This window comes from Halomonas sp. SpR1 (assembly GCF_031010175.1).
In the GTDB taxonomy this organism is placed as follows: Bacteria; Pseudomonadota; Gammaproteobacteria; order Pseudomonadales; family Halomonadaceae; genus Vreelandella.
Window position 1 is genome coordinate 1 of sequence record NZ_JAUAMB010000010.1, and the last position, 25334, is coordinate 25334.

Genomic DNA, 25334 nt, shown 5'->3' on the forward strand with positions numbered 1-25334 from the left:
CGGATACTCATCGGGGCCAGAGGCGCCAGGAGACGACGCCTCATGCACAGGCCGGATATATGGCAGCAACCTGTTCCTGCATCGATGACCGAAGCCTTGCAAGCAGGGAGGAGACCATATATGGGTTCACAGCGCCCTCGCGGAAACCTGCCCTCGATGCACCTTGCCATCTGCTTGCTCAATTTTACCAACTGAATCAGGCGTGCTCTTTAATAGCCTGTTCGAGAGCGGCCAATCTTCCAGGCTCCAGCGCGGCTTCCACCGCGGTAATACGAATTACATTAGCAAGCTCGGGATGCGCCAAGCGAGCGACTAACACCCCTTTGTCTAGCAGTTGCTGGTGTACCTCGGCGGCGAGGTCGGCGCTGGGTAGGCGAATGCCGATAAAGTTAGTGGCGCTGGGCAACACATCGGCACCCAGTGCGCGAAAGTGCTCCGCCAACTGCTCCCGGCGTGCTTTTACATCAGCAACGTGCTGGTGCACTTCGTCAGGATGATCGAGCACCACTTCGGCGGCGGCCAGGGTCAGCGACGATACCGCGTAGTGAATCCGCACTTTCATCATCATCGCCAGTACGTCTGGGTCGGCAATCGCGTAGCCAATGCGCAGCCCCGCCAAGCCGTGGGCTTTTGAGAGCGTGCGCAGGCGAATCACTCCCGGTATGGCTTTAGCGGCGAACTCGCTGTTGGCGTCGTCGCGGAAGTCTCCGTACGCCTCGTCTAACAACAGCCAGCAGGTATCGGGCAGCGCTTCACGCAGCTTGAGGATGGCGCTATCGCTATGTAAATGGCCGCTGGGGTTGTCCGGGTTGGCCAGATACACCAGGCGGGCGTTTTCCTGATGGGCCGCCGCTGCTAAGGCTTCCATATTAGGCGCCAGCACGCCGGGCGCTTCATAATAGCTGGGCTCCACCAAACGACAGCCCTGGCCTTTGGCAAAATAACCCAAGGTGGGGTAGGTGCCTGCGGTGCTCACCACGGTCTCGCCAGGTTCGCAGGTGGTGCGCAGCGCCAGGGCGATTAAGCTATCGGCACCGGCATCCACCAGCAGCGTTTCCAGCGGAATACCTTGCTGCGCACTCAAGCGTTGGCGAACACCGAGCGCTTCTGCATCGCCGTAGCAGTAAACGTGTTCGGCCAGCGCATCGCCAAAGTGCTCGCGCAGGGCGCGGTGGGGCATGTCCAGGCCTTCATTAGAGCCCAGCCGGTGGGGGATCTCCTTGCCAATGCGGCGCTCCAACACCTTGATGCCTGGGAACGGATTAACAGGGCCTTCACTCAGTAAGTGATTGGGGTAGCGGGGCATGGTGATTCCTAACGATACAGTGAATGTTTAACTTAAAACGTTTCTTGAAGTACTTTACCGGGGTTGAGCAGATTAAGCGGATCGAGGGCCTGCTTGAGCGTATGCATTAGCTCGATCTCGGCGCTGGAGCGGCAGGTGCCTAGCCAGGGGCGCTTTTCTAAACCGATTCCATGCTCGGCGGAGACCGAACCGCCCAGTGCCGCCAGCGGCTGGTAAACCATCGCCTCCACTTCACGCCGTATTTCAGGCTCGGCACTCCCTGCGCAAACAGAAATATGCAGGTTGCCATCGCCCAGATGGCCAAACACTACCAGGCGCGCCTCCCTCCAGCGCTGGGTTAGCTGCGCTTCCAAGGCATCGGTATAGCGCTGCATATCGGCAATCGGCAGGCTGACATCGAAGGTGAGCACTGGCGCCAAACCTTTGACCAAGCCCTCAATATCTTCTCGAATCGCCCATAGCCCATCCCGCTGGGTGCTTGATTGGGCAATCACCGCATCGACAATCAGCTCTTTCTCTAACGCGCTTTCCAATGCTTCGCTGAACTGGGTGGCATTGCGTTCGGCGTCGCTGCCCAGCGACTCAATGATCACATAGAATGGGTGTTCGGTGGCAATCGGTGGCGTATGGCGGCCCAGAGTTGCGGTCAGTAGGCGGTAGTGGTTTTGCCACATCACCTCAAAAGCACCCAGGCTGCCGCCGAGTGCTTTGCCCATATGGCTAAGCAGCCCGGTCAGGGCCTCGAATGAAGGGCAGGCAACCATCGCCGTTTGCTCGCTGGGCGTGGGGGGCTGAAGGCGCAGCACCGCCCTGGTCACAATGCCCAGGGTGCCTTCGCTGCCGATAAACAGCTGCTTTAAATCGAAACCGGCGTTGTTCTTCAGCATACGGTTCATGGAGCTGACCACGCGGCCATCGGCCATGACGGCTTCTAACCCCAAGACTTGCTGGCGCATCATGCCGTAGCGTATGACCCGAACGCCCCCGGCGTTGGTGGCGATATTGCCGCCAATGGTGCAACTGCCCCGGGCGCCCAGATCCAGCGGAAACTGCAGGCCGACCTCTTTAGCCGCCTCTTGAACCCGCTGCAGCGGTGCCCCAGCCTGCACGGTAAGCGTACCGCCGACCTGATCAATCTCTTCAATGGCGCTCATGCGCTCCAGGGAGATCACTAACTCCGCAGGGCTTGCTTCCGCGCCATGCACCAAGCCGGTTAATCCGCCGTGGGTGACCACAGGCTGTTGAGCGTCGTGACAGGCCTTCATTACTGCGGCGACCTGCTCGGTATCCGCCGGGCGCACAATGGCGCCAGCCTGGCAGGGCGCGCCGGTCATCCAATCAACGCTACGGCTACTGACATCGTCGCCCGTTAATACGTGGGCAGGGCCGACAATGGCGCGTAGCGCCTCCAGGGTTATTTGCATGTATGTTCCTTAACGTATCTTGTCCATTCGATCAATTATGCCGTCGCCGCCACGGGCGCTTCGCGGCCGGGAATCGCCTTGAGCAGATCCTGGGTATACGCCTCTTTTGGGGCGAGGAAAATCTGTTCGGCGCTGCCTTGCTCGACAATTCGCCCATGCTGCATCACCACAATACGGTCGCAAATCTGCGCGGCGACGCGTAGGTCGTGGGTGATAAACAGCAGCGACAGCGAAAGCCGCTGTTTAAGCTCCTCCAGCAGCTCCAATACCTGGGCCTGAATCGATACATCCAGTGCTGATACGGCTTCGTCCGCGACAATCAGCTCGGGATTAAGCGCCAAGGCTCTGGCAATACCAATACGCTGACGCTGGCCGCCAGAAAATTCATGCGGGAAACGCTCCACGGCGCTGGCGCCTAAACCGACCATATCGAGCAGCTCACCTGCCTGCTTAAGCGCCGCGGCTTTGGGCGTGCCGTTGGCAATCGGCCCCTGGGCTATCGCCATGCCCACCTTGGTGCGAGGGTTGAGTGAGGCGTAAGGGTCTTGAAAGATCATCTGCACACGGTGGCGCTCACGGCGCAGCGCAGCGCCCGTTAATTGCGAAAGATTGACGCCATCCAGCAGCAGTTCGCCGCTGTCCGGATGCTCCAAGCGCACTACGCAGCGGCCCAAGGTAGATTTCCCCGAACCGGACTCTCCCACAATCCCCACCGTTTCGCCACGGGCGAGGGTAAGTGACACATCATCAAGAGCGCGTACTTCCCTGGCAGGCTTAAACAATCCACCCTTTGAGCGAAACACCTTATTGAGCTGCTTAATTTCCAGCAGCGGCGCCACCTGACTGGTCTCACGGTGGGGCGGCACCGCATTGCTGGGAATCGCCGCGATTAGCGCTTGGGTATAAGCATCTTGAGGGTTTTCAAGCACCGATTTGGCGTCACCCAGTTCGACAATCTTGCCGTGGCGCATCACGCAGACACGGCTGGCGATTTCGGCCACCACGCCAAAGTCGTGGGTGATAAACATCACTGACATACCGCGGCGCTGCTGTAGATCGCGGATCAGCTCAAGAATTTGCGCCTGGGTGGTCACATCCAGCGCGGTGGTGGGCTCATCCGCTATCAGCAGGATAGGTTCCAGTGCCAGCGCCATGGCGATCATGACCCGCTGACGCTGGCCGCCGGAAAGCTCGAAAGGGTAGGCGCGAATGGCCTTCTCCGGCTGCGGGATACCCACTTCAATCAACAGCTCCAGGGCTCGGGCTTGGCGCTCTTTGGCATTGAACTGGCCATGGGCCTCAAATACCTCAGCGATCTGTGCGCCTACCCGCATCAGCGGGTTAAGGGCGGTCATCGGCTCCTGAAATATCATGCCGATTTTTAGCCCACGCAGGGTGCGGTGCTGCTTCTCGGTCATGGCGAGCAGGTTCTGCCCTTCAAACAGTATCTCGCCCTGGGTGGCGCGCACGCCCTTGGGCAGTAGCCCCATCACGGCGTTGGCAGCCATCGACTTGCCCGAACCCGACTCACCCACCACGCACATGATCTCGCCGCGCTTCACGTCGTAGCTAACCTCCTCCACCGCTAGAGCGCGATCCGCCCCTTTGGGCAGCGCAATATTCAGGTTGCGAATGCTGAGGACGGTTTCTGTTGATGCTTCATTCATAACAAGCACTCCAGTCATAACAAACGCCTAGCGCTCGCGGGAAAGTTTCGGGTTCAAAGCATCGTCTAAACCTTCACCGACCAGATTTAGAGCCAGCACGGTGAGCAGAATCGCCACCCCAGGGAAGAAACTTAGCCACCACGCCTGACGAATTACCGTGCGCGCCGCGCCAATCATATAGCCCCAGGACATCACGTTGGGGTCGCCCAAGCCCAGAAACGACAGCGCCGATTCCAGCAGAATGGCGGTGGCGACCATTAACGAGGCCAGCACGATAATCGGCGACAGGGTATTGGGCAGAATCTGGCGCAGAATAATCGTGGTGTTGGACTGGCCCACCAAGCGCGCGGCTTCCACATACTCGCGGTTACGCAGCGACATAAACTCGGCGCGCACCAGGCGGGCCACCGGCGGCCAACTGACAATCGCAATCGCCAACACAATCGAGCTGATGCTGGGCTGCATAATCGCCACCAGCACGATTGCCAGCGCGAAGTTGGGAATGGTCTGAAAGAACTCGGTAAAGCGCATCAGGAGGTCGTCAATCCACCCGCCGTAGTAACCGGCAATGGCGCCCAGCGGTACGCCAATCAGCAGCGCCACACTGGTGGATACCAGCCCAATCAGCAGCGACACCCAGGCGCCGTGCATTAAGCCTGATGCCACGTTGCGGCCCATGGTGTCGGTGCCCAGGGGAAAGCCATCCTGTGAAAGCGGCGGCAAAAAGGGCCGCTGCACCATCCGCCAGGGGGATTCAGGGAACAGCAGCGGTGCGAGTATCGCCATGGCGATAATTACCAGCAGGATAATCAGCCCCACCAGGGCGCCACGGTTTTGCGCGAAGCGTGCGAAAAAACTCATGCGGCCCCCTTCTTGATGCGTGGATCAGCCAGGCTGTAGACCAAGTCGGTGATGATGTTGAAGACGATGACCAGGGCTGCCGAGAAGAAGAAAATCCCTAGCAGCAGGTTGTAGTCGCGCTGCTCAAGGGCTTCAAACATCAAGCGGCCGATACCGGGCCAGGCAAACACGGTTTCGGTCAGGATCGCCCCGCCGACCATCTGCCCCGCCTGTAGGCCAGCAAGAGTAATAATGGGTAGAAGTGCGTTACGCAGTACATGGCGGCGCTGAATAATGCTGGGTTTCAAACCTTTGGCGCGGGCGGTTTTAACGTAATCCTGCTGGGCGGCATCGAGCATGGAGGTGCGCGTCATGCGGGTATAAATCGCCATAAAAAACAGCGCCAGGGTGGTCGCCGGTAGCACCAAGTGCTTGGCAATATCGAGCACCAGGGCAAACCCCGTGTGACCCGCGCCCACGGTGTAAAGGCCGTAGGCGGGTAGCCAGCCTAGATACACCGAAAACACCACCACCGACATTAGCGCCACCCAGAACAGCGGGGTGGCGTAGAACACCAGTGCCAGCGCCATGATCAGCGAACCGGAGGGCTTCTTGACCCGCGCCGCGGCCATGGAGCCCGCCACAATGCCCAGTACCAGCGAAAGCACAAAGGCGGTGCCGGTGAGCAGCAGGGTAGCGGGTAGGCGCGCCATAATCAGATCAAAGACAGGCACGCCCAGCCGGTAGGAATAGCCAAAATCGAGCATCGCAATGCCCGATACATAGCGCCACAGCTGCACGTACATCGGCTGATCAAGGCCGAAGCGCTCGCGCAGCTGATTAAGAAATTCCTGGTCAGCGGCGCCCGCTTGTCCCGCCAGAATGGCGGCCGGATCGCCGGGGGCCAATTGAATCAGCAGGAAATTAAAAATAACGATTAAAAACAGCACAATCACGGCTTTAAACAGCCGCATGAGAATGAGGCGAGCGTAGACCATAGACACCTTCCTGACGGGCACTTTCCTGGCAGATACTTTCCTGACGGATACCTTCATGACATGGCTAAACCACCCAGGCAGCTCGCGCTACCTGGGTATTCTGAGACTTAGCGGTCTAGCCAGGCATCCTTAAAGCCGTCGTTAACACCCACGCCGGAGGTGACCAGGTTTTTCACGTCACAGCGGTAGAGTGTCGGGAAGCCCAGTTCCATCAGCCAGCCAACGGGGACATCTTCGTGGAGAATTTCCTGGACTTCATGGTAAAGCGCTTCGCGCTCTGCATCCGGGAAGGCAGTGGCGGCCTCGTTAAACAGCTCGTCAACGCGCTCGTTTTCGTAGCCTTCGACGTTATTCCAGGGCGAGCCCTTGGCAATGTTGTCGGAAAGGTAGGTGCGTGAAATACCCAGAGCCGGGTCGCCGTACTGGAACAGGTAGGTAAAGGCGAGATCGTAGTCCCAGTCACCCAGGCGCTGGTTCCAGCCGCCCACATCGGTGGCTTGAGTGCTGACGTTAATGCCTACTTCACGCAGGTTCTGCTGCACGGCTTCGGCCCAGCGCGTCCAGGTTTCGCCATAGGGCAGCGGTAGAATGGTGATCTCTTCACCGTCGTAGCCCATTTCATCGAGCAGTTCCCGGGCGCGATCTGGATCGTGGTCGTAGGGCTCCAGGTCTTCATTCTGGAAGCGCGCATTAGAGCCAAAGGCGGAAAGCGGCACGTTACCCAGGCCATTCCACAGCACATCTTTGGCGAACTCCCGATCCATGGCGTACATCACCGCCTGGCGGAAGCGTTTATCGGCGGTGGGGCCTTCGCGATTGTTCATCCACAGCATGGCGAAGGGGCTGAAGTACTCGTGACCTTCTTCGGTCATGCAGACGTTATCCATCGCCGCCAAGCGGGGAATGTCGAAGTTCTCGACGGTGCCGCTGGGCAGCACATCAATGGTTTCATTTTCGAACGAGACTGCGCGGGAAGCGCCGTCAGGAATGATGTGCCAGTTAACGCCGTCGAGGTAGGGTAGGCCCTCTTCGTAGTAATCGTCGTTTTTAACCAGCTCGATAACGGTACCGCGCTCCCAGTTGGCAAACTTGAACGGGCCGGTGCCAATCGGGTGGTCATTGTGCTCGTTATCGCGGAAATCAGTGCCTGCGTATAAGTGCTCGGGCACCATGGTGAAGGTGCCCGCTTCAAAAGAGAGCAGGAACGGGCCGAAGGGTTGAGTGAGGGTAAACACCACGGTGTGGTCGTCGGTGGCTTCAATGCTTTCTACATGTTGCAAGACTGCCCTGGCGCTGGGGTTCAGCTCGCGATGGAACACATCGGCCGAGAACACCACGTCTTCAGCGGTAAAGGGTTCGCCGTCGTGCCAGGTCACGTCGTCACGTAGGTGAAAGGTGTAGGTGCGGCCATCCTCACTGACGTCCCAGGATTCTGCCAGTTGCGGCATGGGTTCAAGATCGGTGGTGTAACGCATCAGGCCTTCGTAGATATTACCTGCCACGGTGCGGGTAGGCGCGTTTTGAACCATGCCAAGCACCAGACCTGGGGGCTCGGGCTGGATAATGGTATTAACCGTTCCTCCCGACTTGGGGTCATCGGCCAAAGCGGCGGAGGTAAAAGCGAGTGCTGCAGCGGAAATAGCCAAAGCTAAAGGTTTCTTCATGTTTCCTGCTCCTCGGTTTATTAGCACGTAATGGGTTTACGTAGTCGTTAGGCGAGCGAGGCGTGGTTAGGCCCAGTTGTGTTGGTTGTTGGGAGCCTGTTTTGACCATAGCAGTAGCTGGTAAAACTGTCGACAGTCGGCAATCGTTCGTCGACAAGCAGCATATTTTCGTCATACTGAAGTGACGTGTCAGACCTAATGAGTAAACTTATGGCCTTCACAGCGTCGGCTCCCAGGGCCTTTATTCAGCAGCAAAACTTGGTCGAGCAAGTTGCTGACTATTTGACCCAAGCGATTATTCAACAACACTTTTTACCCGGCGAGCGGCTTTCTGAAGTGCAGCTCTCCCGGGATTTGGGCGTTAGCCGTGCGCCGGTGCGTGAGGCCGCTCGGCTGCTCGAAAGCCGTGGTTTGCTGATCTCAAAACCCCGGCGGGGCTTCTTTGTTCGCGCGTTGAATGCCGTTGAACTCGAAGATGTCTTTGATTTGCGGTTGTGTCTTGAGCGCCACGCCATTCACCGCTTGGTGGAACGCTATACGCCCGAGGCCAAGCGCGCGCTGGAACAGCAGGTGGATGTGCTATGTGAGGCAGCGGAAAGCAATGATGGCACCCGGCGTATTGAGGAGGATCTGCAGTTTCACCGGCTGATGCTGCACTACGCGGGCAATGAGCGACTATTGCGTGCCTTTGATGATCTGACCCACGAACTGCGCCTGTGCATCACCCTCATCACCAAAACCCATGAAGCCCCCGATACCATCGCCACAAGCCACTTCAAGCTTTTAGAGGCACTGGATAGCGGCAGCCCTGACGCCTGCCATGAGGCGATCGATTACCACATAGGCGTTGCCCGTAAATTTGTGGTCAAGGGTGTGGGCGAAACTGGAGAGCATAGCGATGAAGACATTCTTCCACGCTGATCAGTTACTTCATCGGCCGCAAACCTATTTCTCTCGTGGGAAAATGCGCACGCCTCAGGAAGTGCCTGAACGCGCCACGCACCTGTTGGCGGCGGCTAAGCGGCTTGGCTTTGATGTTCAACCACCCGACGATTACGGCGTAGCGCCATTGAGGGCGGTGCATTCGCTGCCCTACCTGCGCTTTCTCCAAAGTGCCCATCGGCGCTGGCATACCCTTGACGAGGACTGGGGCGAAGAAGTGATCTCCAATATCTTCGTGCGCTCGCCCAACGCCCTGCGCGGCATATTGGCAGAAGCCGGGCGCTATATGGCCGACGGCAGCGCCCCGGTGGGCCAGCATACCTGGCGGTCGGCCTACTGGTCAGCGCAAAGCGCGGTGGCCGGAGCTGAGGCCCTGCTGGCCGGTGATCGGTTTGCCTATGCGCTATCGCGCCCGCCGGGCCACCACGCGGGCATCGACTCTGCGGGTGGCTTCTGCTTTCTCAACAACGCCGCCATTGCCGCGCAGCATCTGAAAACCCGCTACCCTCGAATCGTGGTGCTCGACCCTGATATGCACCATGGTCAGGGCATCCAGGAGATTTTCTACCAGCGCGACGATGTGCTGTATATCTCGATCCACGGCGATACCACCAACTTCTACCCGGCGGTGACCGGCTTCGAAGACGAACGCGGTCAGGGCGCGGGTTTGGGCTACAACATCAACCTTCCGATGCCCCATAACTCCGAAGAGTCGGTGTTTTTTGACCGCCTGGAGCAAGCCTGCCAAGCCATTCGCCTGTTTGAACCGGACGCCGTTGTGCTGGCGCTGGGGTTTGATATCTACGAACTCGATCCCCAGGCCAAGGTCGCCGTTTCAACAGCGGGATTTGGTGAGTTGGGCCGCCGGATAGCGAACCTGAACGTGCCTACACTGGTGGTACAAGAAGGCGGTTACTACCTGGAAGGGTTGGAAGCCAATGCGGTGAGTTTTTTTGAGGGGTTGTTGGGCAGGAGCAGTCCTGACGTTTAAGCCAGTATTTCCAAGCCTTTTTCCGCCACCAAGTTCAGCAACTTTAGCGAAGGGCCATTGGGTTTCTTCTGGCCTTGCTCCCACTTCTGAACCGTGGACACACTGGTGTTCAGGTAGGCTGCGAACACACCTTGGCTGGCGTGATTTTTAGTGCGAATACGCTTGATCTGTATTGCTGTGTACTCTTTTACGGGTGGCAGGCAGAGGGCATCAAACTCACGCAGCGTGGTTTCTTTCATCACACCAGCCGTGTGCAGGTCTTGAGCTGTTTCATGCACCATATCTAAAATGGATTTATCCATCGTTTTCTACCTCAATTAACACGCCATGTTTAATGGCATCGGTTAATGCTTTGTCACTGTAACCAAGTAGTTCTTTTGCCAAATGCTTTAACGCTTTTAGTTCATCGGCGCTGATGTTAGCGCGAGCATTTTTGGCAAAACCATACACAAAGAACGCCTTATCACCGACCTTGTAAGCTAACAGAGTTCTGACTCCGCCACTCTTACCACGACCACTGATCGCCACGCGCTTTTTCAACACATGGCCACCTAGATCGGCATCAATAAGGCCGCGTTCAATTTCATCAATGGCGGCCAGCAAGGCAGCATCATTTAGACCTTCCTTTGCAGCCCATTTATTGAACACTTTGTTCTTAAATACTCGCATCAGATACCTTTTCTTCCATGATATAATATATAGCACTAAGTGCTACACTTGCACACCCTTTTTTTAGCCGCATGGCTGCGTTGATCAGTGTCTGGCAATATAGTCGTTTTCAGCGATCAGCAAACGATCTGGATAGTCATTGAAATCGTCATCGAAAGGACACGGCATGGCCCACCTGCTACGCATCGTGATGATTCACGGCCACCTGGAAGGGGTGGTGGAACTGAGTGTGGACGGCCACACCAATATTTGCGGCACCAACGCCTCCGGTAAAACCACGCTTCAGCGGCTGGTGCCGGTGTTTTACGGCGAGCTACCCAATAAGGTCGTGCCCAAAACCCGAATGAAGTTTGATGCGTTTTATCTGCCCAACCGCAACAGCTACCTGGTGTACGAATACCGCCGCGAGGCGGGCAATATCTGCCAGGCGGTGCTGACCCGTAAGGCCGAAGGCGGGGTGGAGTACCGCTTTGTTGGCGGGCCTTACCAGCCGGAAGATTATCTGGTGGAGAGCGAGGCAGGCGTAGCCGCGCTGGACTACACCCAGTGGGCCAGCGGTCTGCGCCGCAGCGGCACGCCCGTTTCTCCCAAGCTCGGCGCGACTTCTGAATTTCGCTCGGTGATCCAGAACGACTTTACCCAACTACACGGCAACAGCCGCGACGGCCTTAAGCTGCGCCAGATCGCCGCGCAATTCAGCCTGGTCAAACCCGAGCGGCGTATCCGCCATATCGAAAAGCTGGTTTCGGCGGTACACGCCAAAGAGGGCAAGATGGACACCCTCAAAACCATGCTGGCGGCGATTTTTGAAGAGGACGGCGTCGAACTGCCGGTGACGCGGATTCGCAACACCAAGGCGCGGGAGTGGATCGCCCAGATGCGCCAGTCCATGCGTCTGGAGCCGCTGCAGGCGTCGCTTGCTCGCCTCGCCGGGATCGACCGCGAACTGGCCGATCTTGATGCCACACTCTGGCAACTGAAGCCCCAGCTCGAAGACGACCGCCAGCGCGCCGAGCGCAAAATGGCCGATGTGGATGCCGAACTGGCCCGCCATCAGCGTGAGTTTCAGCAGCGGGAGAGTGACTACGGTGAGGCCCGGGACGCGCTAAACGACCGCCACAGCGAAGTGGTCAGCGATCTGCAGCAGACCCAGCGCCGCTTGAATGACCTGCAAGCCCAGTACGAGCGCTATGCGGAGGCGGATATGCCCGCCCTGGAGCGGGATATCAATGCGCTGCCCCAGTGGCGGGAACAGCGCGACCAGCTGCGCGCCCATCTGAATGTGATGCAGGATGCCGTCAAGGAGAGCCAGGCGCGCTTAGATGGTCGCCTGCGCGAGCTTTCTGAAGCGCTGGCCCGCCAGACCGGTGAGGCCCAGGAACTGATCGACGCCCTGGTCGAAGAGAAAGCCCTGCGCCGGGAGCAGCAGTGGGAAGCCGAGCAGCAGCTTAACGAGCGCTACCAGCAGGAGCGCCAACGCCTTGAAGGCGAGTATCAAGCCCAACTGGAGCTAGGTGTTGAGCAACTCGCTGAACTCAAAGCGCAGCTCTCGCTCTCCACTCAAACCGCCGAAGAAGCCAATGAAGCAGAGCTTGCCCAGGCGCGCCTGGATCAAGCCCAGCAAGAGCGCAACGCCTCGGCGGCCACCTTAGACGGCCTGCGCCGGGAGTTTGAAAGCTGCCGCCGCGCCCGGGACGAAGCCGAGCAGCAGCTGGTGCAGCTTCGCCAGCAGCTTGAGCGGGCCGAGCAGCGCTGTTACGCGCTCTATCAGCAGCGCGACCCGGAGCAGGGCAGCCTGCGTCACTTCCTACGTTACCACCGCCCCGGCTGGGAGCAGCAGCTGGGCAAGGTAATTGCCCCGGAGCTGCTGGAGCGCCGCGATCTCGCCCCGCAGCTGGCCGAAGGCGCCAGCGATGATCTGTTCGGGCTGGCGCTGGATCTCTCCGCCATCGCCCTGCCGGATTACGCCCAGGACGAAGCCACCCTGCTGGCCGCCATCGAAGAAGCGGATAGCGCCAAGCGCCGCGTTCAGACAGAGTGCCAGGCCGCCGAGAAAGCGCTTAAACAGCACAACGAGCGCGTGCAGCAGGCGGATGAAGCCCAGGATCAGGGCCGTATGGCCCACAAGCGCGCCGAGCAGGAAGTCGAGTTTGCGATAGAAGCGCGCCGCCAGCAGCAGGAGCGCCACGCCAAGCGCCAGCAGGAGCGCCGCGCCGCCCATCAGGCCGCGTTAGCCAGCCAGGAGCAGGCGCAGAAAGAGCTGCGCGAAGAGAAGCAGCAGGCCCTCGCCGCGCTTAGCGAAACCCATCAAAGCCAACTGCTAGAGCTCAAAGCCGACGGTCAGAGCCAGGTCGATAGCCTGGATGCCCAGCTGCGCCAGTATAAACAGCAGCTAAGCGACGCCAACGCCGAGCACCAGCGCCAGCGGGAAGAGCTGGAAGAAGCCTTTAGCCAGGAGCTGGCCGAGCAGGGCGTCGACCCCGCCAAGCTAAAAGATACCAAGGCGCGCCTGGCGAGCCAGGACGAACGCATCCGCGTCACCGCCGCCCGCCAGGATGAGCTCACCGAATACACCCGCTTTATGCGCGTGGAGTGGGGCCAGCAGAAACCGCAGCTGGTCGCCCAGGAGGCCGAGCTGGAGCAGGCGGAGCAAAAGCTGCAGCGCGATAAAGAACATCTGAAAAACGATTTCCAGGCGGCGCGCAAAGCCCACCAAAGCACGGTCAGCACGCTGAAAACCCAGCGCGAGAGCGAACACGCCTGCCTGGAAGCCTTGAAGCCACTGCTCACCCAGCTGGAAACGCTGGCCATCGAGCCCGACGGCCAAGCCCCCAGCGCGCCCCTGGGCGATGTGGACGAGCGCATCGAGCGCGCCCGCCAGGCCCTGGGCAATCGCCACCAGCTCATCGAGCAACTGCGCCGTGGCTGCCTGGAAGTGGAAAGCCAACTGATCAAGGACGCCAGCAGCGGCTTCGCCGAAGCGCTGGAGAGCGAACGCAGCAAGCTGCAAAGCGACAACCCACGGCTACAGCTGCCGCTGCTGCGCGACATGCTCAAACTGCTCGAAGATCAACAGCAGCAGCTGATTCAGGAAGGGCGCAACCTCAGCGACGACCTGGATAAATTCTTTACCGTGTTCCGCGATCTGAACCGCCGCATCAGCGCCCAAAGCCGTCGGCTTTCGGAAGAGGTTGCCGACGACCTGCGCCTGGAGGGTATCAGCAAGGCCGAAGTGCGTATCCAGTCCACCATCGATGAGCTGGGCTTCTGGGAGCCGCTGAAGCTGTTCGCCCAGCGCTACAAAGAGTGGCGGGAATCTGGCCAGACGCTGCCCAGCGATGACTACTTGAACACCCTGGCGGACGTGGTCGATTTGCTGCGCAGCGACCAGCAGTACAGCTTCGAAAGCCTGCTGCGCCTGGAGCTGCACCTTAACGAAGGCGGCACCGATCTGGTAATCAAGAACGACCGTCAGCTGCTGGAGTCCTCCAGCCACGGTATGGCGTATTTGATTCTGTGCAAGTTCCTGCTGGCTTTTACCCGTCTGCTGCGCGGCGATGCGGAAATCGCCATCCACTGGCCGATTGATGAGATCGGCACCCTGGCCTACCACAACGTCGAAAAACTGTTCGACGCCTGCGACAGCAACCGCATTCATATCGTCGGCGCCTTCCCCAACCCGGAATCCGACGTACTGCTGTTGTTCGCCAACCGCTATCTCATTGACCGCGATGACGCCAACCCCAACAAGCGGGTGTTAAAACGCATTGAGCCGCGGCTAAGCCGCCTGGCCGAGCGGCTCCAGGAACGCCAGCAGGAGGTGACAGCATGATCGAGCACGGCCCACTGCTTGAGCGTCTGCTGGCGGGGGATTTTATCTGCCCGATCAGCGATGAGAGCGGCTATCGCCACCTCAGCGATGAAGAGACCCGCGAGGCAATTGACGCCTATCTTCGACCCCTCAATCGCCGCCTGGCCAGCAACGAAGACGGCAGCGTCTACTTTCTGGCCTGGCGTCAGCTTAATGACAGCGCTCGGGATCAGCTCTCGCGCCAGCTGGGCGATACGCTCAATAGCCTGCTGCCGCTGCTGGAGTGGCTGCAGCTGGTGCAAGAAGCATTAGGCCGCGACACCCTGGCCGCCCCCGGCGATGTGCTCAAACCAGCGGAGTTCAGCGCCAAGTGTGAAGATAACCAAAGCCTGCGCGAGCGCCTGGAGCGCCTGGCCACCGATAGCTTTTTCGGCTCGCAAAGTGATCAGCTGGATGCCCAGGTAAAACAGGTCTTCAAGCGCCTGAAGGAGCATGGCTACCTGCTCCAACCACACTCAGAGCGGCAGGTGTTCGTGGTCACCGGCAAGATCGATTACCTGGTGGACTTGGTGCGCTTTATCCGCGATGAAGAGAACCTGCCCATCGAAGCAGATAGCGAGGAAGGCTCCGGTTCACAGGAGGCCCTTCTGTGAATAAGAGCGTGAGCACTAGCGTGAGCGAGCTGGAAAACCGCCTGCTGAAAACCGGCAGCGAACGGCTGGCGCTGCTGGGCAAGCATTCTGAAGCGCTGATGCAGGCCTACACCCGCGATGAAGTGCCGCTGGAATCACTCAGCGATAGCGCCCTTCGCAAGCTGCTGGCGGCGCGTATTCTATGGCGGCCGGATGAGCAGAGCGGCGTCAAGCTGGCGCCCAAGGTGCGCGAACTGATCGCCGAAATGCTCGCCGACGAGACCCGCCGCCACGTCAACGCCGACGTCGCGGAAACCCTGGAGCTGATTCGCGCCCTGGTGCACAGCTACCGGGAAGCGCGCAGCCGCGGCGAACACTGGCGGCTGGAGCAGCAGCTGATGCGCCTGCGCCAGGAGGTCGACGACCTGAACGGGCGCTTTGCCGATGCCATCGATAGCCTGTGGCAGCGGCTCAATAGCGACTTCGGTTTCGTCAGCCAGCTCAACGACAAAATCCGCGAAAACGACCGCGCCCAAAAGCAGATCGCCCGCCTGCTGGATGGCCTGGCGCTGATCGACTTCGATGAGCTGATCGAGCTGGTGGGCAGCGACGGCAGCCTACGCAAGCTGTTGATCAGCCAGCTTCAACAGCAGTTAAGTAACCACTACACCGGCCTGCGCGAAGTACAGCGGCGCTTGATCGAGCTGATGGCGCGCTTTCGCAAGCAGCAGGCGCGCAGCCGCCTGATGAGCGGCATGGCCGCCTTTATGCGCGAACACCCCGGCTTTGTGCCCGGCAACTACGCCCGCCGCAGCGAGGTACCCATGCTGGTCAATCAAGCCGCCCCGCTAAGCGCCGCCGCCGCCCCAGCGCTGGATCGTAATCTGGACAGCCAAGTGCTCGCCGAACTGCTTCACCAGCTTCCCCAGCCGCGCCACACCACCCAAACGGTGGAAGCCGCAGCACCAGCCCAAGCACAGGAAAGCAGCCTGGCCGCCGCCCGCCAGCAGGCGCTCAAGCAGGATGTAGAGCACTTCTATTTGAGTGTGATCGACCAGCCCCAGGCAGAGCCGGTCAGCGCCCTTGAGTACCTGCACGAAAGCCCGCTGGAATGGCCGGATGAGATATGGCTGTTCCAGGTAATTGCCGAGTACCAAGGTCTGCCGCGCAGCGACCAGAGTGCGTTTAGGCTCAAACAGCAGGAAAGCCAGGCCAGCCGCTTCAACCACCTGCGCCTGATCCACGACGTTGAACTGCAGCTGGCCGTATGAACCTACCCGGTCGCGCCCGCAATGGGCTCAACGGCGTCGCCCGCGAACTACTCCGCCAGCCATCGGTAGAGAAGCCGCGCCGCCAGTGGGTAGACGACGTAGTGGCCTGGTGCCACCAGCACGATATTGACCTGGCCACGCGCATCAACGGCAAAACGCTACGCTTTGACGCCGCCCTGCTGGCGCAAATTGATGACGTACTAGAAAGCGCCCGAATAGCCCCGCTAGGCCGCTCCCTCAGCGGCCTGAGCAGCATCGGCCAGGCAAAAGAGGGTGTGGAAGAAGACAAAGCATCCCGCGAAAGCCCCCGCGCACGCCGGGTACTCGTCAGCTTTCCGCCGCAGCCCATAACGGGGCTTGCCAGCGAGCCGCGGACTATTCGTGATGTGGATGTACAGGCGCTAAAACTGAGCGCGTTTGGCGCCCTAATTCAGGTCGAAAACCTGGACAGCTTCTATGATTTTTCGCCGGATATTCCTGCGCTAAGCGGCTACATCAACCCGCTGGTCGTCTATCGCGGCGACAGCCACTACGGCGGCGGTTTTGCGTTACTTGCCGAGGCGTGGCGCAAAACCCATCGGCCGCATATCTACGCCGGTGATTTTGATGTAAAGGGCGTCACGCTAGCGCTCGATAGCAGCGCCACTCATTTGCTTCTGCCGAATATCGAATGGCTCACCCAAAGCGCCACGCCGCTGCACGTGCCCGCTGAACAGTTTCCTTATCAGCGTAGGCTTCGCAAGCACCTAGCTTCGCTGCCATATGCTCATCCGTTGCGTGAGTACCTAATGCTGTTGTTGGAAAAGCAGAAGGGACTAAAACAGCAGTGGTTTGGTGGGGAGATGGGGTGTGTGGGGCTTAGTTAGAAACAATTTTAGGTGGTATTTCCTGCTTGGCCTTGATTGAGTTCATTAGCGTCATAAGCCTAATGCTTATCGCGTAGTAGTGCTTTTCTAGGCTGTATGATTAGGCAGAGCAAAATGAGCCAACACGCGACTTTTGGATATGCCGCCAATTTTTCTTTGCCTCCAGAAGAATAATTGGGATAGAGTCAAATGAGCTGCCTACATGACCTCAATGAATGAGTGGGCACGTTTATTAAGGTTATGCAGCTTTCCGTATAACCACTTTTAGATTTTGGAGAATAAATGGCAGACCTGATTGAGGGTTCAAGGGTTCACGTACCAGCAAAAAGCGTGGGGTTAGGCTCGGATTATCCTTCAGCGATGGTGGAGTGCAAATACCTTCGGAAAAATGGTAAGAAAGGAGTTCTGAGTGATATTCCTAGGATTCAAGATACAAAAGAAATAGACCTATGGCTCATATCACCAAAACTAGGTTTCTTCATTTTACAGATTGGCGATTTCTCAAGTGAGATCGAACTTCTGGAACCTCTGCATTCAGCAATAACCGATCTTACGAAACTCGTATTGATGCCAGAGTTTGTCTGGAAGTACAGAGTGAGGTCTCTAGAAGAGTTTAGATTTTTATGGAAGCAAAAGGCTGGGGCGGTAAGCCATCTTGTATTGATAGGTCATGGAGATAAATCGAATTTATTGTTTGGGAATGACAAAGTTAGTGCAAAGGATTTCCTTGGCGCATTTGCGATTCAAGAAACACAGGGGCAAGCACCAGTAATTATTTCTCTTTGTTGTAATTCGGGAAATGGACTTTTCGGAAAAAACGTGTCAGCTAGTCCTTCTTGTAAGACATTTATTGGGCCAAGTGGATCTATCCATGTTTCGAATGCCGCATTATTTTATCAATCCTATTTATCACACAACCTGATAGATGGACGAGACAAAGAGAAAGCTTATCAATTGTCTCGCGTGTTCACGCCGGGTGTTACTGAATTTAATATGTGGAACAAGACTCGGCTTGCAACAAAGCCAAGCCGTAAAGATGTGCTTGGCCACTGAAATCTAACAATCGGCTGCACAGCGACCGATTCTCCGCCGCTCCAAACCGGCGCGTGAGCCGGGAGTTAGGTCTCGAATAAAAATCCGCACCGAGAATCTGTATGATGAATAATGAAGAAGACGTCCAAAAAGTTTTTGAAAAAGTTTCACTTAAAATAAACCTGAAGGACATTTTTCACGATAGTGAAGTTGGGCGTAGGGCTGTTTGGTCTATGCTCACAGAGTTGCTTTTTTTATTGATGCCATTATTTCTGATAGCACTCTTGCTCGTAGTCACCGGGAATATATCTGCTTTCGATTTTTTTACTCGTTCCGAGATGTCACTTTTAGCAACTTTTATTTTTAGTCAATCGATAATAAAGGTTTTTCAGTTCCCGACGGATATGTTTATTATGAGGGGAACTGAAATTATGTCTGGAGTTGCCGCGCTGGTTATTTGCTTGGGAGTATTGCCATCAGCAGTGCTATGTTCATTCGCCGTTACCTCTGATCAAAAGATTCATGCTTTGGCATGGGTGCAGCCATTTTTCCTTTTAATTTCAATCGTAACGTACGCGCAGTTCGCATTTATTACTACTGCTGCGAACATCCTGAAAACGGAAGCGTCAACGAAAATTTCACAAAGAGTAGTTGATGAGCTCAATCGTGAAGAAACCTAACATGACAATGCAGTTGACCTCCCAAAGCGTTGGCGCGTTTCGGCCGTCAACTGAGTTTCGGTGTTAGCCGTAAGAGGATGATGAATGAAAGCAAGGTTTTTGCCTCCAAGAGAGAACTACTTGGGCAATTTGCTTTGGAATAAAAGCGAATTTAATAATGTAAAATCGAGAATTGAAATCTCTTTAGAGAAACTAAGAGAGATAGGATATTGGGTAAGCCCCTTCGCTGAAGGGGACGGTATAATATTTTATATCTATGATGAAGCCATTAAAAAAAGCAACAAAGAAATGCTCGACGACTTTCGAGCAGCCTTTGATTGGGTTGATATTGAAAACTCGAAATCAAAAAATTCTAACCTAGAGTTAGCTGAATTGGAGGATGAAGACAGAATGCTAGATTGCATAGTCATTATTCCTCTTGAAAAAATATTTATTCAAAAGACTCTCGTGTTGGGGAAATATACTTTTTACTGTAGAAAAGATTTTGATGAAGAACCTTATGAAAGGTTAACTAATTTTGAGGGAGAATATCTCCAGTTTGAAGTGAGCCTAAACTACAGAGATCTGCTAAAGCTCAATCAGAGCATAGACCATAACGACTACGTTATAAATAAGTGTTTGTCGCTTGCAGAGCATGCTATGGATATTGTGAGATTCGCTCACAGCTCTTTTGTATCGCGAGAGTTTACACCAAACCCGGCAGGGCAGATGGATAATGGATTTTATTCTGTAAATATTATTCCATTGGGTAAAACTCATCTAAAACCTCTAGAACTAGGAGGTATATCTAAGCCTTTCTCAGTTAGTAATAACTGGCTAGGCCCCCAAGTTGATGATTTTTTTGTGCCTGGAATTGATTATCTGTCTTTTATATATAGTAACGACGTTGAAAATGAAATGGCGAAAGCTGTAATTTCTGCATTAAGATCTTGTCGTCAATCTTTTTACTCTATAGGTGATGAATCTCAATTCTTAAATTTGATCTTCGTGCTAGATGGATTGACTGACCCTGAGTGGACAGGTTGGAAGCATAGAACTTATATCGCATCACTACTTTCTAATGGTGATGCTAATTTATTTGGTCGGAAACTAGAAGAATATGATCGGCTATACACTGATGTAAGAAACAAGCTGGTTCATGGAGGAAAGGAATTTTATGAGTTGAGTGAGCAGTCTAGTACGGCCAGCGAAACCATTTATGGTTATATAAAGGACGTAATCGAGCTGATTGCACAAATTCCAATAAATACCTTTGAAGAAATGAAGAATTACGCTATTGCATTGCTTCAAACTCAAAATTTCAAAGATGAGTATACATCAATAATTAACAGAGTATCTATCTCCAGAGGTAAGCAGTTTCGTGTAATACAATGGTAGTTATTCGGCTAACAAAGCCAGTCAGTAAGACGCAGCTAAGCTGCGCCTCTGCCGGCGGCCGTTATTGTTTTGATACTAAATGCTATAATCACTGGCTGTATCTGCCAAGCTTGCAGTATATATAGACCTCAAATGTATTAATGTAAGCCTGATAAAAATTGTAAAGGCACTACTGTTTAAATTTATCTAACTGACAATTAGATGCCTTAGACCTAAAGCGAGTGCATAAGCGAGATCAAAAAAATCTATGAATCTACTTTTCCTCGGCACCTCCGCCGGTGTGCCAACAAAAAGCAGAAACGTCTCCGGCATCGCTTTGCGCGAGAGCAAGGGGAAGGGCTGGTACCTGATCGATTGCGGAGAGGGCACCCAGCATCAGGTCTTGCATACCAAGCTATCGTTCCATTCACTTAAAGCCATCTTGATTACCCACGTGCACGGCGACCACTGCTATGGGCTGCCGGGCATCCTGGCGAGTGCGGGAATGGGTGGCCGGAAAGCGCCGCTTACCATTGTGGCGCCCGCAGGCATCAAGGCATGGCTGGAGGCCACCTGTGACGCCACACACCTTTGCTTGCCCTTTGCCCTGGAGTTTATCGCCTCAGAAGACCTGCCAAGCGTTAAGTTTGAAAGCATGGCGATTATCACTCACAGGCTTTCACACCGAGCGCCGTCCTATGCTTATGGATTTACGGAGCAAAAGGTCGATGCTGATTTAAACATTGAAAAGCTGACCCAACAGGGCATTCCGAGAGGGCCGTTGTGGGGGCAGTTGAAGCAAGGGTTTGATATTGTGTTCGCGGGCGAGCAGTTAAAAAGCCGTGACTTCTTAATCTCCAAGAACACGCCCAGGAAAGTGGTGATCGCCGGGGATAATGACCAGCCTGATTTGTTAATGGATGCCTGCGCAGGGGCACAGGTGCTGGTGCATGAAGCCACTTACACCGAAGAGATGGCCGAGAAGGCCGGTGATGTTGGGCATAGCTACGCCAAGCTTGTCGCCGAATTTGCCGAATCGGTACACCTTCCCAATCTGGTGCTGACGCACTTTAGCCCCCGCTACCAGCTCAACCCCCATGCGTCGCCCTCCATCGAAGACATCCGCAAAGAGGCCCAGAGCGCCTATTCAGGCTCGCTTTATTTGGCGCGGGATTTTTGCGAATACACCCTGGATAAAGCGGGCCACTTTGCTGAAGTGTTGGGCGAGTAGCTTTTCGTCTGTTGTCCTATATGACTGCCTAACGCTCCTATTAGGAAAGCGGTGGACACTAAAGCAGCTATATTAGTTTAGGCTAAGCTGGAAAATAGGCTGGAAAAACGAGTTTTGCTTAACGGTACGTCCTAACGCTCCAAGGAGACAGTGGCATGAGTCCAGAAATAACCATGATCGTACTACTCGCGGCCATCTTCAACGCCAGCTGGAACGCCATCGTTAAAGTGAGTGGCGACAGGATCGCCGTGATGGCGGTGATCACGTTATTAGGCAGTCTCGTTTCTGCGTTAGCCTTGCCTTTCGTAACGCTCCCCGATCCGGCCAGTTGGCCGCTTCTTGGCTTCGCCATCTTGATCCATACCGCCTATCACTTTTGCCTACCCATGGCTTATCAGCATGGTGATTTCGGTCAGGTCTATCCCATCGCGCGTGGGTCGGCGCCGTTACTCGTCACCCTAGGCGCTGCCGCACTTGCTGGCGAAATGTTGGGGATGCTACCGCTGTTTGGTGTGCTGTTCCTCGGCGTTGGTGTGATGTCACTTTCATTCGATACTCGTACCGGTATCACCAGAAACCCCCGCGCAATTGTTCTGGCCCTGGGGACGGGGGCTCTGATTGCCTCCTACACGCTGGTAGGTGGCCTGGGGGCAAGGCAAGCTGGCTCGGTACTCGGCTTTGCAGTCTTGCTGACGCTAGGTAACGGCTTGCTGACGTTTGTGATTGCCCTGACATGGAAAGCGAAGGAAATAAAAAAAGTGATAGGCAGCAATTTGGCTCCCGCCATTGCGGGCGGTGGCATGCAGGTTGGTGCGTATTGGATCGTTATCTGGGCGATGGCCTACGCCCCACTGGGCATGGTATCGGCACTAAGAGAAACCAGCGTGCTATTCGCCGCGCTGATTTCCACTATCATTTTAAAAGAAGGCTTCGGCGTATGGCGGTTCGTGTCTTCAGGGCTGATCGCTTGCGGCATTGCGTTGACGCGTTATAAGCCTTAGTGAAAGCTCTATAGGAGCTCGCTGAGGCAGGTCAGTCGCGGCAATAACCCTCACCAGTTTCCACTATTAGGCAGTCTTCCTTTTCCAATAGCCACTTCATGCCGGTGGCTTCGCCGTCGCCCGCGCGGAGCAGTTGTGGGCCGTCCCCGCGGTTGAAGCGAATGCCCTCGGCGGTTGCTTGGCCTTCGAATGTCCCGCGTTGATCAGCATCCAGGCCGTAGCGCATGTGAAGGAGATAATGGCCGGGGGCTGCAGAATCGTCCTTGCTGATTTCCAGGAATAACCCTTCTACGCCAGTCCATCGGCCAACCCATTGATCGGTTATCTGGTGGTGGGGCTCGCTTTGCTCGGTTGACGCACCTGAGTAGGCCGCGCCTGCTGATGAGGGATTGCTGTTTTGAGCACACCCGCTGATAAGTAATAGGGTACTTAACGCTAACGCTGTTTTTTCCATGGTTGTCTCCTTATCACTACTGCCGTTACGCACTATATACACGTAACATGCTTTCTTTAGTTTGATCGAATTTTGGGATATGTCGAAGGGGTAAACAAAATGCAAAAGGTAAGAATCGACTTAGTGTCCGATGTCGCCTGCCCGTGGTGCGCGATTGGCTATCTTCGCCTGGAGCAAGCGTTAGAGATAGTGGATGGCGAAATCGACGTTGAGCTTGTCTGGCAGCCCTTTGAGCTTAACCCGGATATGCCGCCCGAGGGCGAGCCGATCTTGGAGCACCTATGCCGCAAGTACGGCAAGGATGCTGCCAGCATGGCGCAGTCCCAGCGCGAGATTATGGCGGTGGCCGAGGAGCTTGGGCTAAATTTCCGTGGTGCCCTGGAGCGCCGGGCGAACAATACCTTCGCTGCCCATCGCGTGCTTGCGTGGGCCGGAACGCAAAACCTTGAAACGCCCCTGCAGTTGGCCCTGTTTGATGCCTACTTCGGTGAAGCGAAAAATCCTGCCGACCCAGCGGTTCTGCGCGAGAAGGCCATTAAAGTGGGGCTGGACGGCGATACTGCCGAGGCCATCGCCCGGTCGGATCAGTATGCGGAAGAAGTTCGAGCAGCGGAACAGCGGTTCATGGAGGCAGGGGTAAACGCCGTGCCAGGACTCATCCTCGATGGACGTTACCTGATTTCTGGCGCTCAGCCCGCCGACGTATTGGTCGATGCGCTTCGCCAGGTGGTCGAGGAAAACGCCAACCGCTAGCCCTATAGGCGCCAACCTGGAATGAGGTTAGTGCTAGCTGTTCAGAACCCAGCCTCGCAGCGGGTGCACAATCTCCGCTTCATGCCGGTTTTGTAGCCGGTGATGGCAGGCGCTATAAGTATCAATAGCGCCTGAGGGTGCCAAACTGTAAACGGTTTTTCCCAAAATAGATAAAATCAAAAGTTACTCAACATGCCAATTAAGTCTCGGTTAAATGGCTGATTAATGACGACGCCCTGCTCTAAATCAAAGTTGTCGAAAAAGCTTGGTAAGGAAAGCGCACCTATAACGGTTGCTGAAAAATAGGGCGCTGACGCTTGTGCGGAAGCTAAGACACTTTGTGCCCCACTTTGGCCAGGGGAGGTAGAGAGCATAAGAACGGGTTTATTTTGAAATACTTTCATATCTATTCGTGATGTCCAGTCAAATAGATTTTTATAGGCTGACGTATAGGATCCGTTGTGTTCCGCGAATGATATGACAATGACATCTGCCTCACCGATAGCATTGTAAAAAGCATGCGCCAATTCAGGGATGCCAGACTCCTTCTCTCTGTCTTCGCTAAATATTGGCATTTCAAAGTCGTTAAGGTCGATTAACGAAATATCTGCGTTGTTGATCTGTTGTGCTGCATAAAGAGCCAGCTTTTTGTTAATGGAGTTTTTGCTGTTGCTAGCGCCGAAGGCAAGTACTTTCATTTTAAAATCCTCTGGGTTGATTTTTTCAAGGGTGTTGGTTTGGTTTTAGTTACACGTTTTTAATAAAAATGTTATCTGAAGCGATGAGCTTGAGTTGGCTTTGACGTAGGGCTATTCTGAAACCTCAACTTAGGTTGAGGTCAAGAGGGGTGTGAAAAATAAACTGATAGGCATTTTATTTGAGCTTGAAGAGCTCCTGAACCATAGCCGCGTCACGCTTGTTGATTGAGAAAAATTGGGCTCTAGGATGATGAACGTTAAAGCGTTGGACAATCGGCGGCTAAAGGAAAGTTCGCTCCGCTCTACGATGGGTGTGCTTGAAGCGAATCCTCAGGCACCTCGCGCCGGTCGTTCATCCCGTAGTCTCGGATAACGGTGGCGACGCGGAGCCGGTAGTCGGCAAAGATCGCCTGCCGACCCTCTTTCTGGGCAGATCGGTGAGGTTCGAGTGTTCGCCACTGTCTTATGGCTTCTTCATCCCGCCAGAAGGAGAGCGAAAGAATTTTTCCAGGATGCGTAAGGCTCTCGAAGCGCTCTATCGATATAAAACCGTCGATCTCTTCCAGGTGTCGGCGCAAAGCGTTCGCGGCATCCAGGTAGTCTTGTTTTCGGTTCGTATTGGGAAGCACCTCAAATATCACGGCGATCATAAAGCAACCCCCATGTTGATGGGTTCAATTCCCAGCGTGCCGTCCACCACTTCGACGAAGCTGCGCTCTTCCTTGAGGATAAACCTGCGCTCTTGAGCCATAGTGAAGTTCGCGTGGCCTTCATCGTCACTCTTCAGTCGCGCTCGGTAGGCTTCATAGGCAGCCAAACTCTCAAATGCGATCAGGCCCCAGGCAACATTGTTTGTGCCCTCATGAGGAAGGAAGTAGCCGATGAGGTGGCCACCGCAGCGCGGTATGATTTTCCCCCAGTTCTCGGCGTACTTCTTGAAGGTGCGGAGCTGGAAAGGATCGATCTCGTAGCGGATGACGCAGGTTATACTCATATGGTTATCTCCTTGGAAGGTTAACGTGGAAAGCTAATGTGAAGGGCTACCGTG

Annotated in this window: 24 protein-coding genes; 12 read left to right on the plus strand and 12 right to left on the minus strand. The window is 55.5% G+C overall.

Going from position 1 to position 25334, the window contains the following annotated elements; all coding sequences use genetic code 11:
* Positions 1-196 precede the first annotated feature (196 nt).
* The 6 genes from QT231_RS09220 to QT231_RS09245 all read right to left on the minus strand — a co-directional run bounded on the left by QT231_RS09220 (position 197) and on the right by QT231_RS09245 (position 7899).
* Positions 197-1306 (minus strand): histidinol-phosphate transaminase, encoded by a 1110-nt coding sequence (locus QT231_RS09220; RefSeq protein ID WP_308336613.1) that lies wholly within the window; start codon positions 1304-1306, stop codon positions 197-199.
* Between the two features lie 32 nt (positions 1307-1338).
* Positions 1339-2730, minus strand: a complete 1392-nt coding sequence (locus tag QT231_RS09225) for an FAD-binding oxidoreductase (protein ID WP_308336614.1) — start codon at positions 2728-2730, stop codon at positions 1339-1341.
* A gap of 35 nt (positions 2731-2765) precedes the next feature.
* Complete coding sequence (locus QT231_RS09230) at positions 2766-4397, minus strand: ABC transporter ATP-binding protein (protein WP_308320523.1); 1632 nt, start codon at positions 4395-4397, stop codon at positions 2766-2768.
* A 27-nt stretch (positions 4398-4424) separates the two neighbouring features.
* Positions 4425-5258, minus strand: coding sequence for an ABC transporter permease (locus QT231_RS09235; RefSeq protein ID WP_007111564.1), 834 nt, complete (start codon positions 5256-5258; stop codon positions 4425-4427).
* On the minus strand, positions 5255-6235 hold the full coding sequence (locus QT231_RS09240; protein ID WP_064235845.1) for an ABC transporter permease: 981 nt from the start codon (positions 6233-6235) through the stop codon (positions 5255-5257). Before QT231_RS09240 ends, QT231_RS09235 begins: the two co-directional genes overlap by 4 nt.
* A 107-nt stretch (positions 6236-6342) precedes the next feature.
* Positions 6343-7899 (minus strand): ABC transporter substrate-binding protein, encoded by a 1557-nt coding sequence (locus QT231_RS09245; protein WP_308336615.1) that lies wholly within the window; start codon positions 7897-7899, stop codon positions 6343-6345.
* 210 nt (positions 7900-8109) lie between these two features.
* On the opposite strand from QT231_RS09245, the gene QT231_RS09250 reads away from it, so the two are divergent.
* A complete protein-coding gene (locus QT231_RS09250) occupies positions 8110-8820 on the plus strand; it encodes a GntR family transcriptional regulator (protein ID WP_308336616.1) in 711 nt (236 codons plus the stop codon).
* Entirely contained in the window at positions 8798-9832 is a 1035-nt protein-coding gene (locus tag QT231_RS09255) for a histone deacetylase family protein (RefSeq protein WP_308336617.1), read from the plus strand. Before QT231_RS09250 ends, QT231_RS09255 begins: the two co-directional genes overlap by 23 nt.
* On the opposite strand, the gene QT231_RS09260 is transcribed toward QT231_RS09255, so the two are convergent.
* The gene (locus tag QT231_RS09260) at positions 9829-10134 is read right to left on the minus strand and encodes a DNA-binding transcriptional regulator (RefSeq protein WP_179929776.1); all 306 of its coding nucleotides are present in this window, start codon (positions 10132-10134) and stop codon (positions 9829-9831) included. The genes QT231_RS09255 and QT231_RS09260 overlap by 4 nt on opposite strands.
* Positions 10127-10501, minus strand: a complete 375-nt coding sequence (locus QT231_RS09265; protein ID WP_308336618.1) for a type II toxin-antitoxin system RelE/ParE family toxin — start codon at positions 10499-10501, stop codon at positions 10127-10129. Before QT231_RS09265 ends, QT231_RS09260 begins: the two co-directional genes overlap by 8 nt.
* A gap of 166 nt (positions 10502-10667) precedes the next feature.
* On the opposite strand from QT231_RS09265, the gene QT231_RS09270 reads away from it, so the two are divergent.
* From QT231_RS09270 to QT231_RS09310, 9 genes are all read left to right on the plus strand, one after another.
* Positions 10668-14333: an ATP-binding protein gene (locus QT231_RS09270; RefSeq protein WP_308336619.1), complete on the plus strand. Its 3666-nt coding sequence runs from the start codon at positions 10668-10670 to the stop codon at positions 14331-14333.
* Positions 14330-14965, plus strand: a complete 636-nt coding sequence (locus tag QT231_RS09275) for a hypothetical protein (protein ID WP_308336620.1) — start codon at positions 14330-14332, stop codon at positions 14963-14965. Before QT231_RS09270 ends, QT231_RS09275 begins: the two co-directional genes overlap by 4 nt.
* Complete coding sequence (locus tag QT231_RS09280; RefSeq protein WP_308336621.1) at positions 14962-16215, plus strand: hypothetical protein; 1254 nt, start codon at positions 14962-14964, stop codon at positions 16213-16215. Before QT231_RS09275 ends, QT231_RS09280 begins: the two co-directional genes overlap by 4 nt.
* Positions 16212-17081: a hypothetical protein gene (locus QT231_RS09285; RefSeq protein ID WP_308336622.1), complete on the plus strand. Its 870-nt coding sequence runs from the start codon at positions 16212-16214 to the stop codon at positions 17079-17081. Before QT231_RS09280 ends, QT231_RS09285 begins: the two co-directional genes overlap by 4 nt.
* Before the next feature lie 282 nt (positions 17082-17363).
* On the plus strand, positions 17364-18134 hold the full coding sequence (locus QT231_RS09290; protein ID WP_308336623.1) for a hypothetical protein: 771 nt from the start codon (positions 17364-17366) through the stop codon (positions 18132-18134).
* Between the two features lie 101 nt (positions 18135-18235).
* On the plus strand, positions 18236-18793 hold the full coding sequence (locus QT231_RS09295; protein ID WP_308336624.1) for a hypothetical protein: 558 nt from the start codon (positions 18236-18238) through the stop codon (positions 18791-18793).
* Positions 18794-18877: 84 nt separating this feature from the next.
* The gene (locus QT231_RS09300) at positions 18878-20170 is read left to right on the plus strand and encodes a hypothetical protein (protein WP_308336625.1); all 1293 of its coding nucleotides are present in this window, start codon (positions 18878-18880) and stop codon (positions 20168-20170) included.
* 247 nt (positions 20171-20417) lie between these two features.
* Positions 20418-21380 (plus strand): ribonuclease Z, encoded by a 963-nt coding sequence (locus QT231_RS09305; protein WP_308336626.1) that lies wholly within the window; start codon positions 20418-20420, stop codon positions 21378-21380.
* Between the two features lie 155 nt (positions 21381-21535).
* Positions 21536-22381, plus strand: a complete 846-nt coding sequence (locus tag QT231_RS09310; RefSeq protein WP_308336627.1) for an EamA family transporter — start codon at positions 21536-21538, stop codon at positions 22379-22381.
* A gap of 31 nt (positions 22382-22412) precedes the next feature.
* Here the strand turns inward: QT231_RS09310 and QT231_RS09315 are convergent, their stop codons facing one another.
* Complete coding sequence (locus QT231_RS09315) at positions 22413-22835, minus strand: hypothetical protein (RefSeq protein ID WP_308336628.1); 423 nt, start codon at positions 22833-22835, stop codon at positions 22413-22415.
* Between the two features lie 99 nt (positions 22836-22934).
* Here QT231_RS09315 and QT231_RS09320 point away from each other — a divergent pair, with 99 nt between their 5' ends.
* On the plus strand, positions 22935-23588 hold the full coding sequence (locus tag QT231_RS09320) for a DsbA family oxidoreductase (protein ID WP_308336629.1): 654 nt from the start codon (positions 22935-22937) through the stop codon (positions 23586-23588).
* Positions 23589-23764: 176 nt separating this feature from the next.
* On the opposite strand, the gene QT231_RS09325 is transcribed toward QT231_RS09320, so the two are convergent.
* From QT231_RS09325 to QT231_RS09335, 3 genes are all read right to left on the minus strand, one after another.
* Entirely contained in the window at positions 23765-24286 is a 522-nt protein-coding gene (locus QT231_RS09325; protein WP_308336630.1) for an NAD(P)H-dependent oxidoreductase, read from the minus strand.
* 302 nt (positions 24287-24588) lie between these two features.
* Positions 24589-24936, minus strand: coding sequence for an antibiotic biosynthesis monooxygenase (locus QT231_RS09330; protein ID WP_308336631.1), 348 nt, complete (start codon positions 24934-24936; stop codon positions 24589-24591).
* Positions 24933-25280 carry an NIPSNAP family protein gene (locus QT231_RS09335; protein ID WP_215117376.1) on the minus strand — a complete coding sequence of 116 codons (348 nt, stop codon included), beginning with the start codon at positions 25278-25280 and terminating at the stop codon, positions 24933-24935. Before QT231_RS09335 ends, QT231_RS09330 begins: the two co-directional genes overlap by 4 nt.
* Between the last annotated feature and the right edge of the window lie 54 nt (positions 25281-25334).

Coding starts and splice junctions, on each gene's coding strand:
- QT231_RS09250 (WP_308336616.1), top strand. CDS start 8,110: ATGGCCTTCACAGCGTCGGCTCCCAGGGCCTTTATTCAGCAGCAAAAC.
- QT231_RS09310 (WP_308336627.1), top strand. CDS start 21,536: ATGAGTCCAGAAATAACCATGATCGTACTACTCGCGGCCATCTTCAAC.
- QT231_RS09265 (WP_308336618.1), bottom strand. CDS start 10,501: ATGCGAGTATTTAAGAACAAAGTGTTCAATAAATGGGCTGCAAAGGAA.
- QT231_RS09275 (WP_308336620.1), top strand. CDS start 14,330: ATGATCGAGCACGGCCCACTGCTTGAGCGTCTGCTGGCGGGGGATTTT.
- QT231_RS09295 (WP_308336624.1), top strand. CDS start 18,236: ATGATGAATAATGAAGAAGACGTCCAAAAAGTTTTTGAAAAAGTTTCA.
- QT231_RS09255 (WP_308336617.1), top strand. CDS start 8,798: ATGAAGACATTCTTCCACGCTGATCAGTTACTTCATCGGCCGCAAACC.
- QT231_RS09245 (WP_308336615.1), bottom strand. CDS start 7,899: ATGAAGAAACCTTTAGCTTTGGCTATTTCCGCTGCAGCACTCGCTTTT.
- QT231_RS09225 (WP_308336614.1), bottom strand. CDS start 2,730: ATGCAAATAACCCTGGAGGCGCTACGCGCCATTGTCGGCCCTGCCCAC.
- QT231_RS09235 (WP_007111564.1), bottom strand. CDS start 5,258: ATGAGTTTTTTCGCACGCTTCGCGCAAAACCGTGGCGCCCTGGTGGGG.
- QT231_RS09260 (WP_179929776.1), bottom strand. CDS start 10,134: ATGGATAAATCCATTTTAGATATGGTGCATGAAACAGCTCAAGACCTG.
- QT231_RS09305 (WP_308336626.1), top strand. CDS start 20,418: ATGAATCTACTTTTCCTCGGCACCTCCGCCGGTGTGCCAACAAAAAGC.
- QT231_RS09300 (WP_308336625.1), top strand. CDS start 18,878: ATGAAAGCAAGGTTTTTGCCTCCAAGAGAGAACTACTTGGGCAATTTG.
- QT231_RS09220 (WP_308336613.1), bottom strand. CDS start 1,306: ATGCCCCGCTACCCCAATCACTTACTGAGTGAAGGCCCTGTTAATCCG.
- QT231_RS09330 (WP_308336631.1), bottom strand. CDS start 24,936: ATGATCGCCGTGATATTTGAGGTGCTTCCCAATACGAACCGAAAACAA.
- QT231_RS09335 (WP_215117376.1), bottom strand. CDS start 25,280: ATGAGTATAACCTGCGTCATCCGCTACGAGATCGATCCTTTCCAGCTC.
- QT231_RS09315 (WP_308336628.1), bottom strand. CDS start 22,835: ATGGAAAAAACAGCGTTAGCGTTAAGTACCCTATTACTTATCAGCGGG.
- QT231_RS09270 (WP_308336619.1), top strand. CDS start 10,668: ATGGCCCACCTGCTACGCATCGTGATGATTCACGGCCACCTGGAAGGG.
- QT231_RS09320 (WP_308336629.1), top strand. CDS start 22,935: ATGCAAAAGGTAAGAATCGACTTAGTGTCCGATGTCGCCTGCCCGTGG.
- QT231_RS09325 (WP_308336630.1), bottom strand. CDS start 24,286: ATGAAAGTACTTGCCTTCGGCGCTAGCAACAGCAAAAACTCCATTAAC.
- QT231_RS09240 (WP_064235845.1), bottom strand. CDS start 6,235: ATGGTCTACGCTCGCCTCATTCTCATGCGGCTGTTTAAAGCCGTGATT.
- QT231_RS09230 (WP_308320523.1), bottom strand. CDS start 4,397: ATGAATGAAGCATCAACAGAAACCGTCCTCAGCATTCGCAACCTGAAT.
- QT231_RS09290 (WP_308336623.1), top strand. CDS start 17,364: ATGGCAGACCTGATTGAGGGTTCAAGGGTTCACGTACCAGCAAAAAGC.
- QT231_RS09285 (WP_308336622.1), top strand. CDS start 16,212: ATGAACCTACCCGGTCGCGCCCGCAATGGGCTCAACGGCGTCGCCCGC.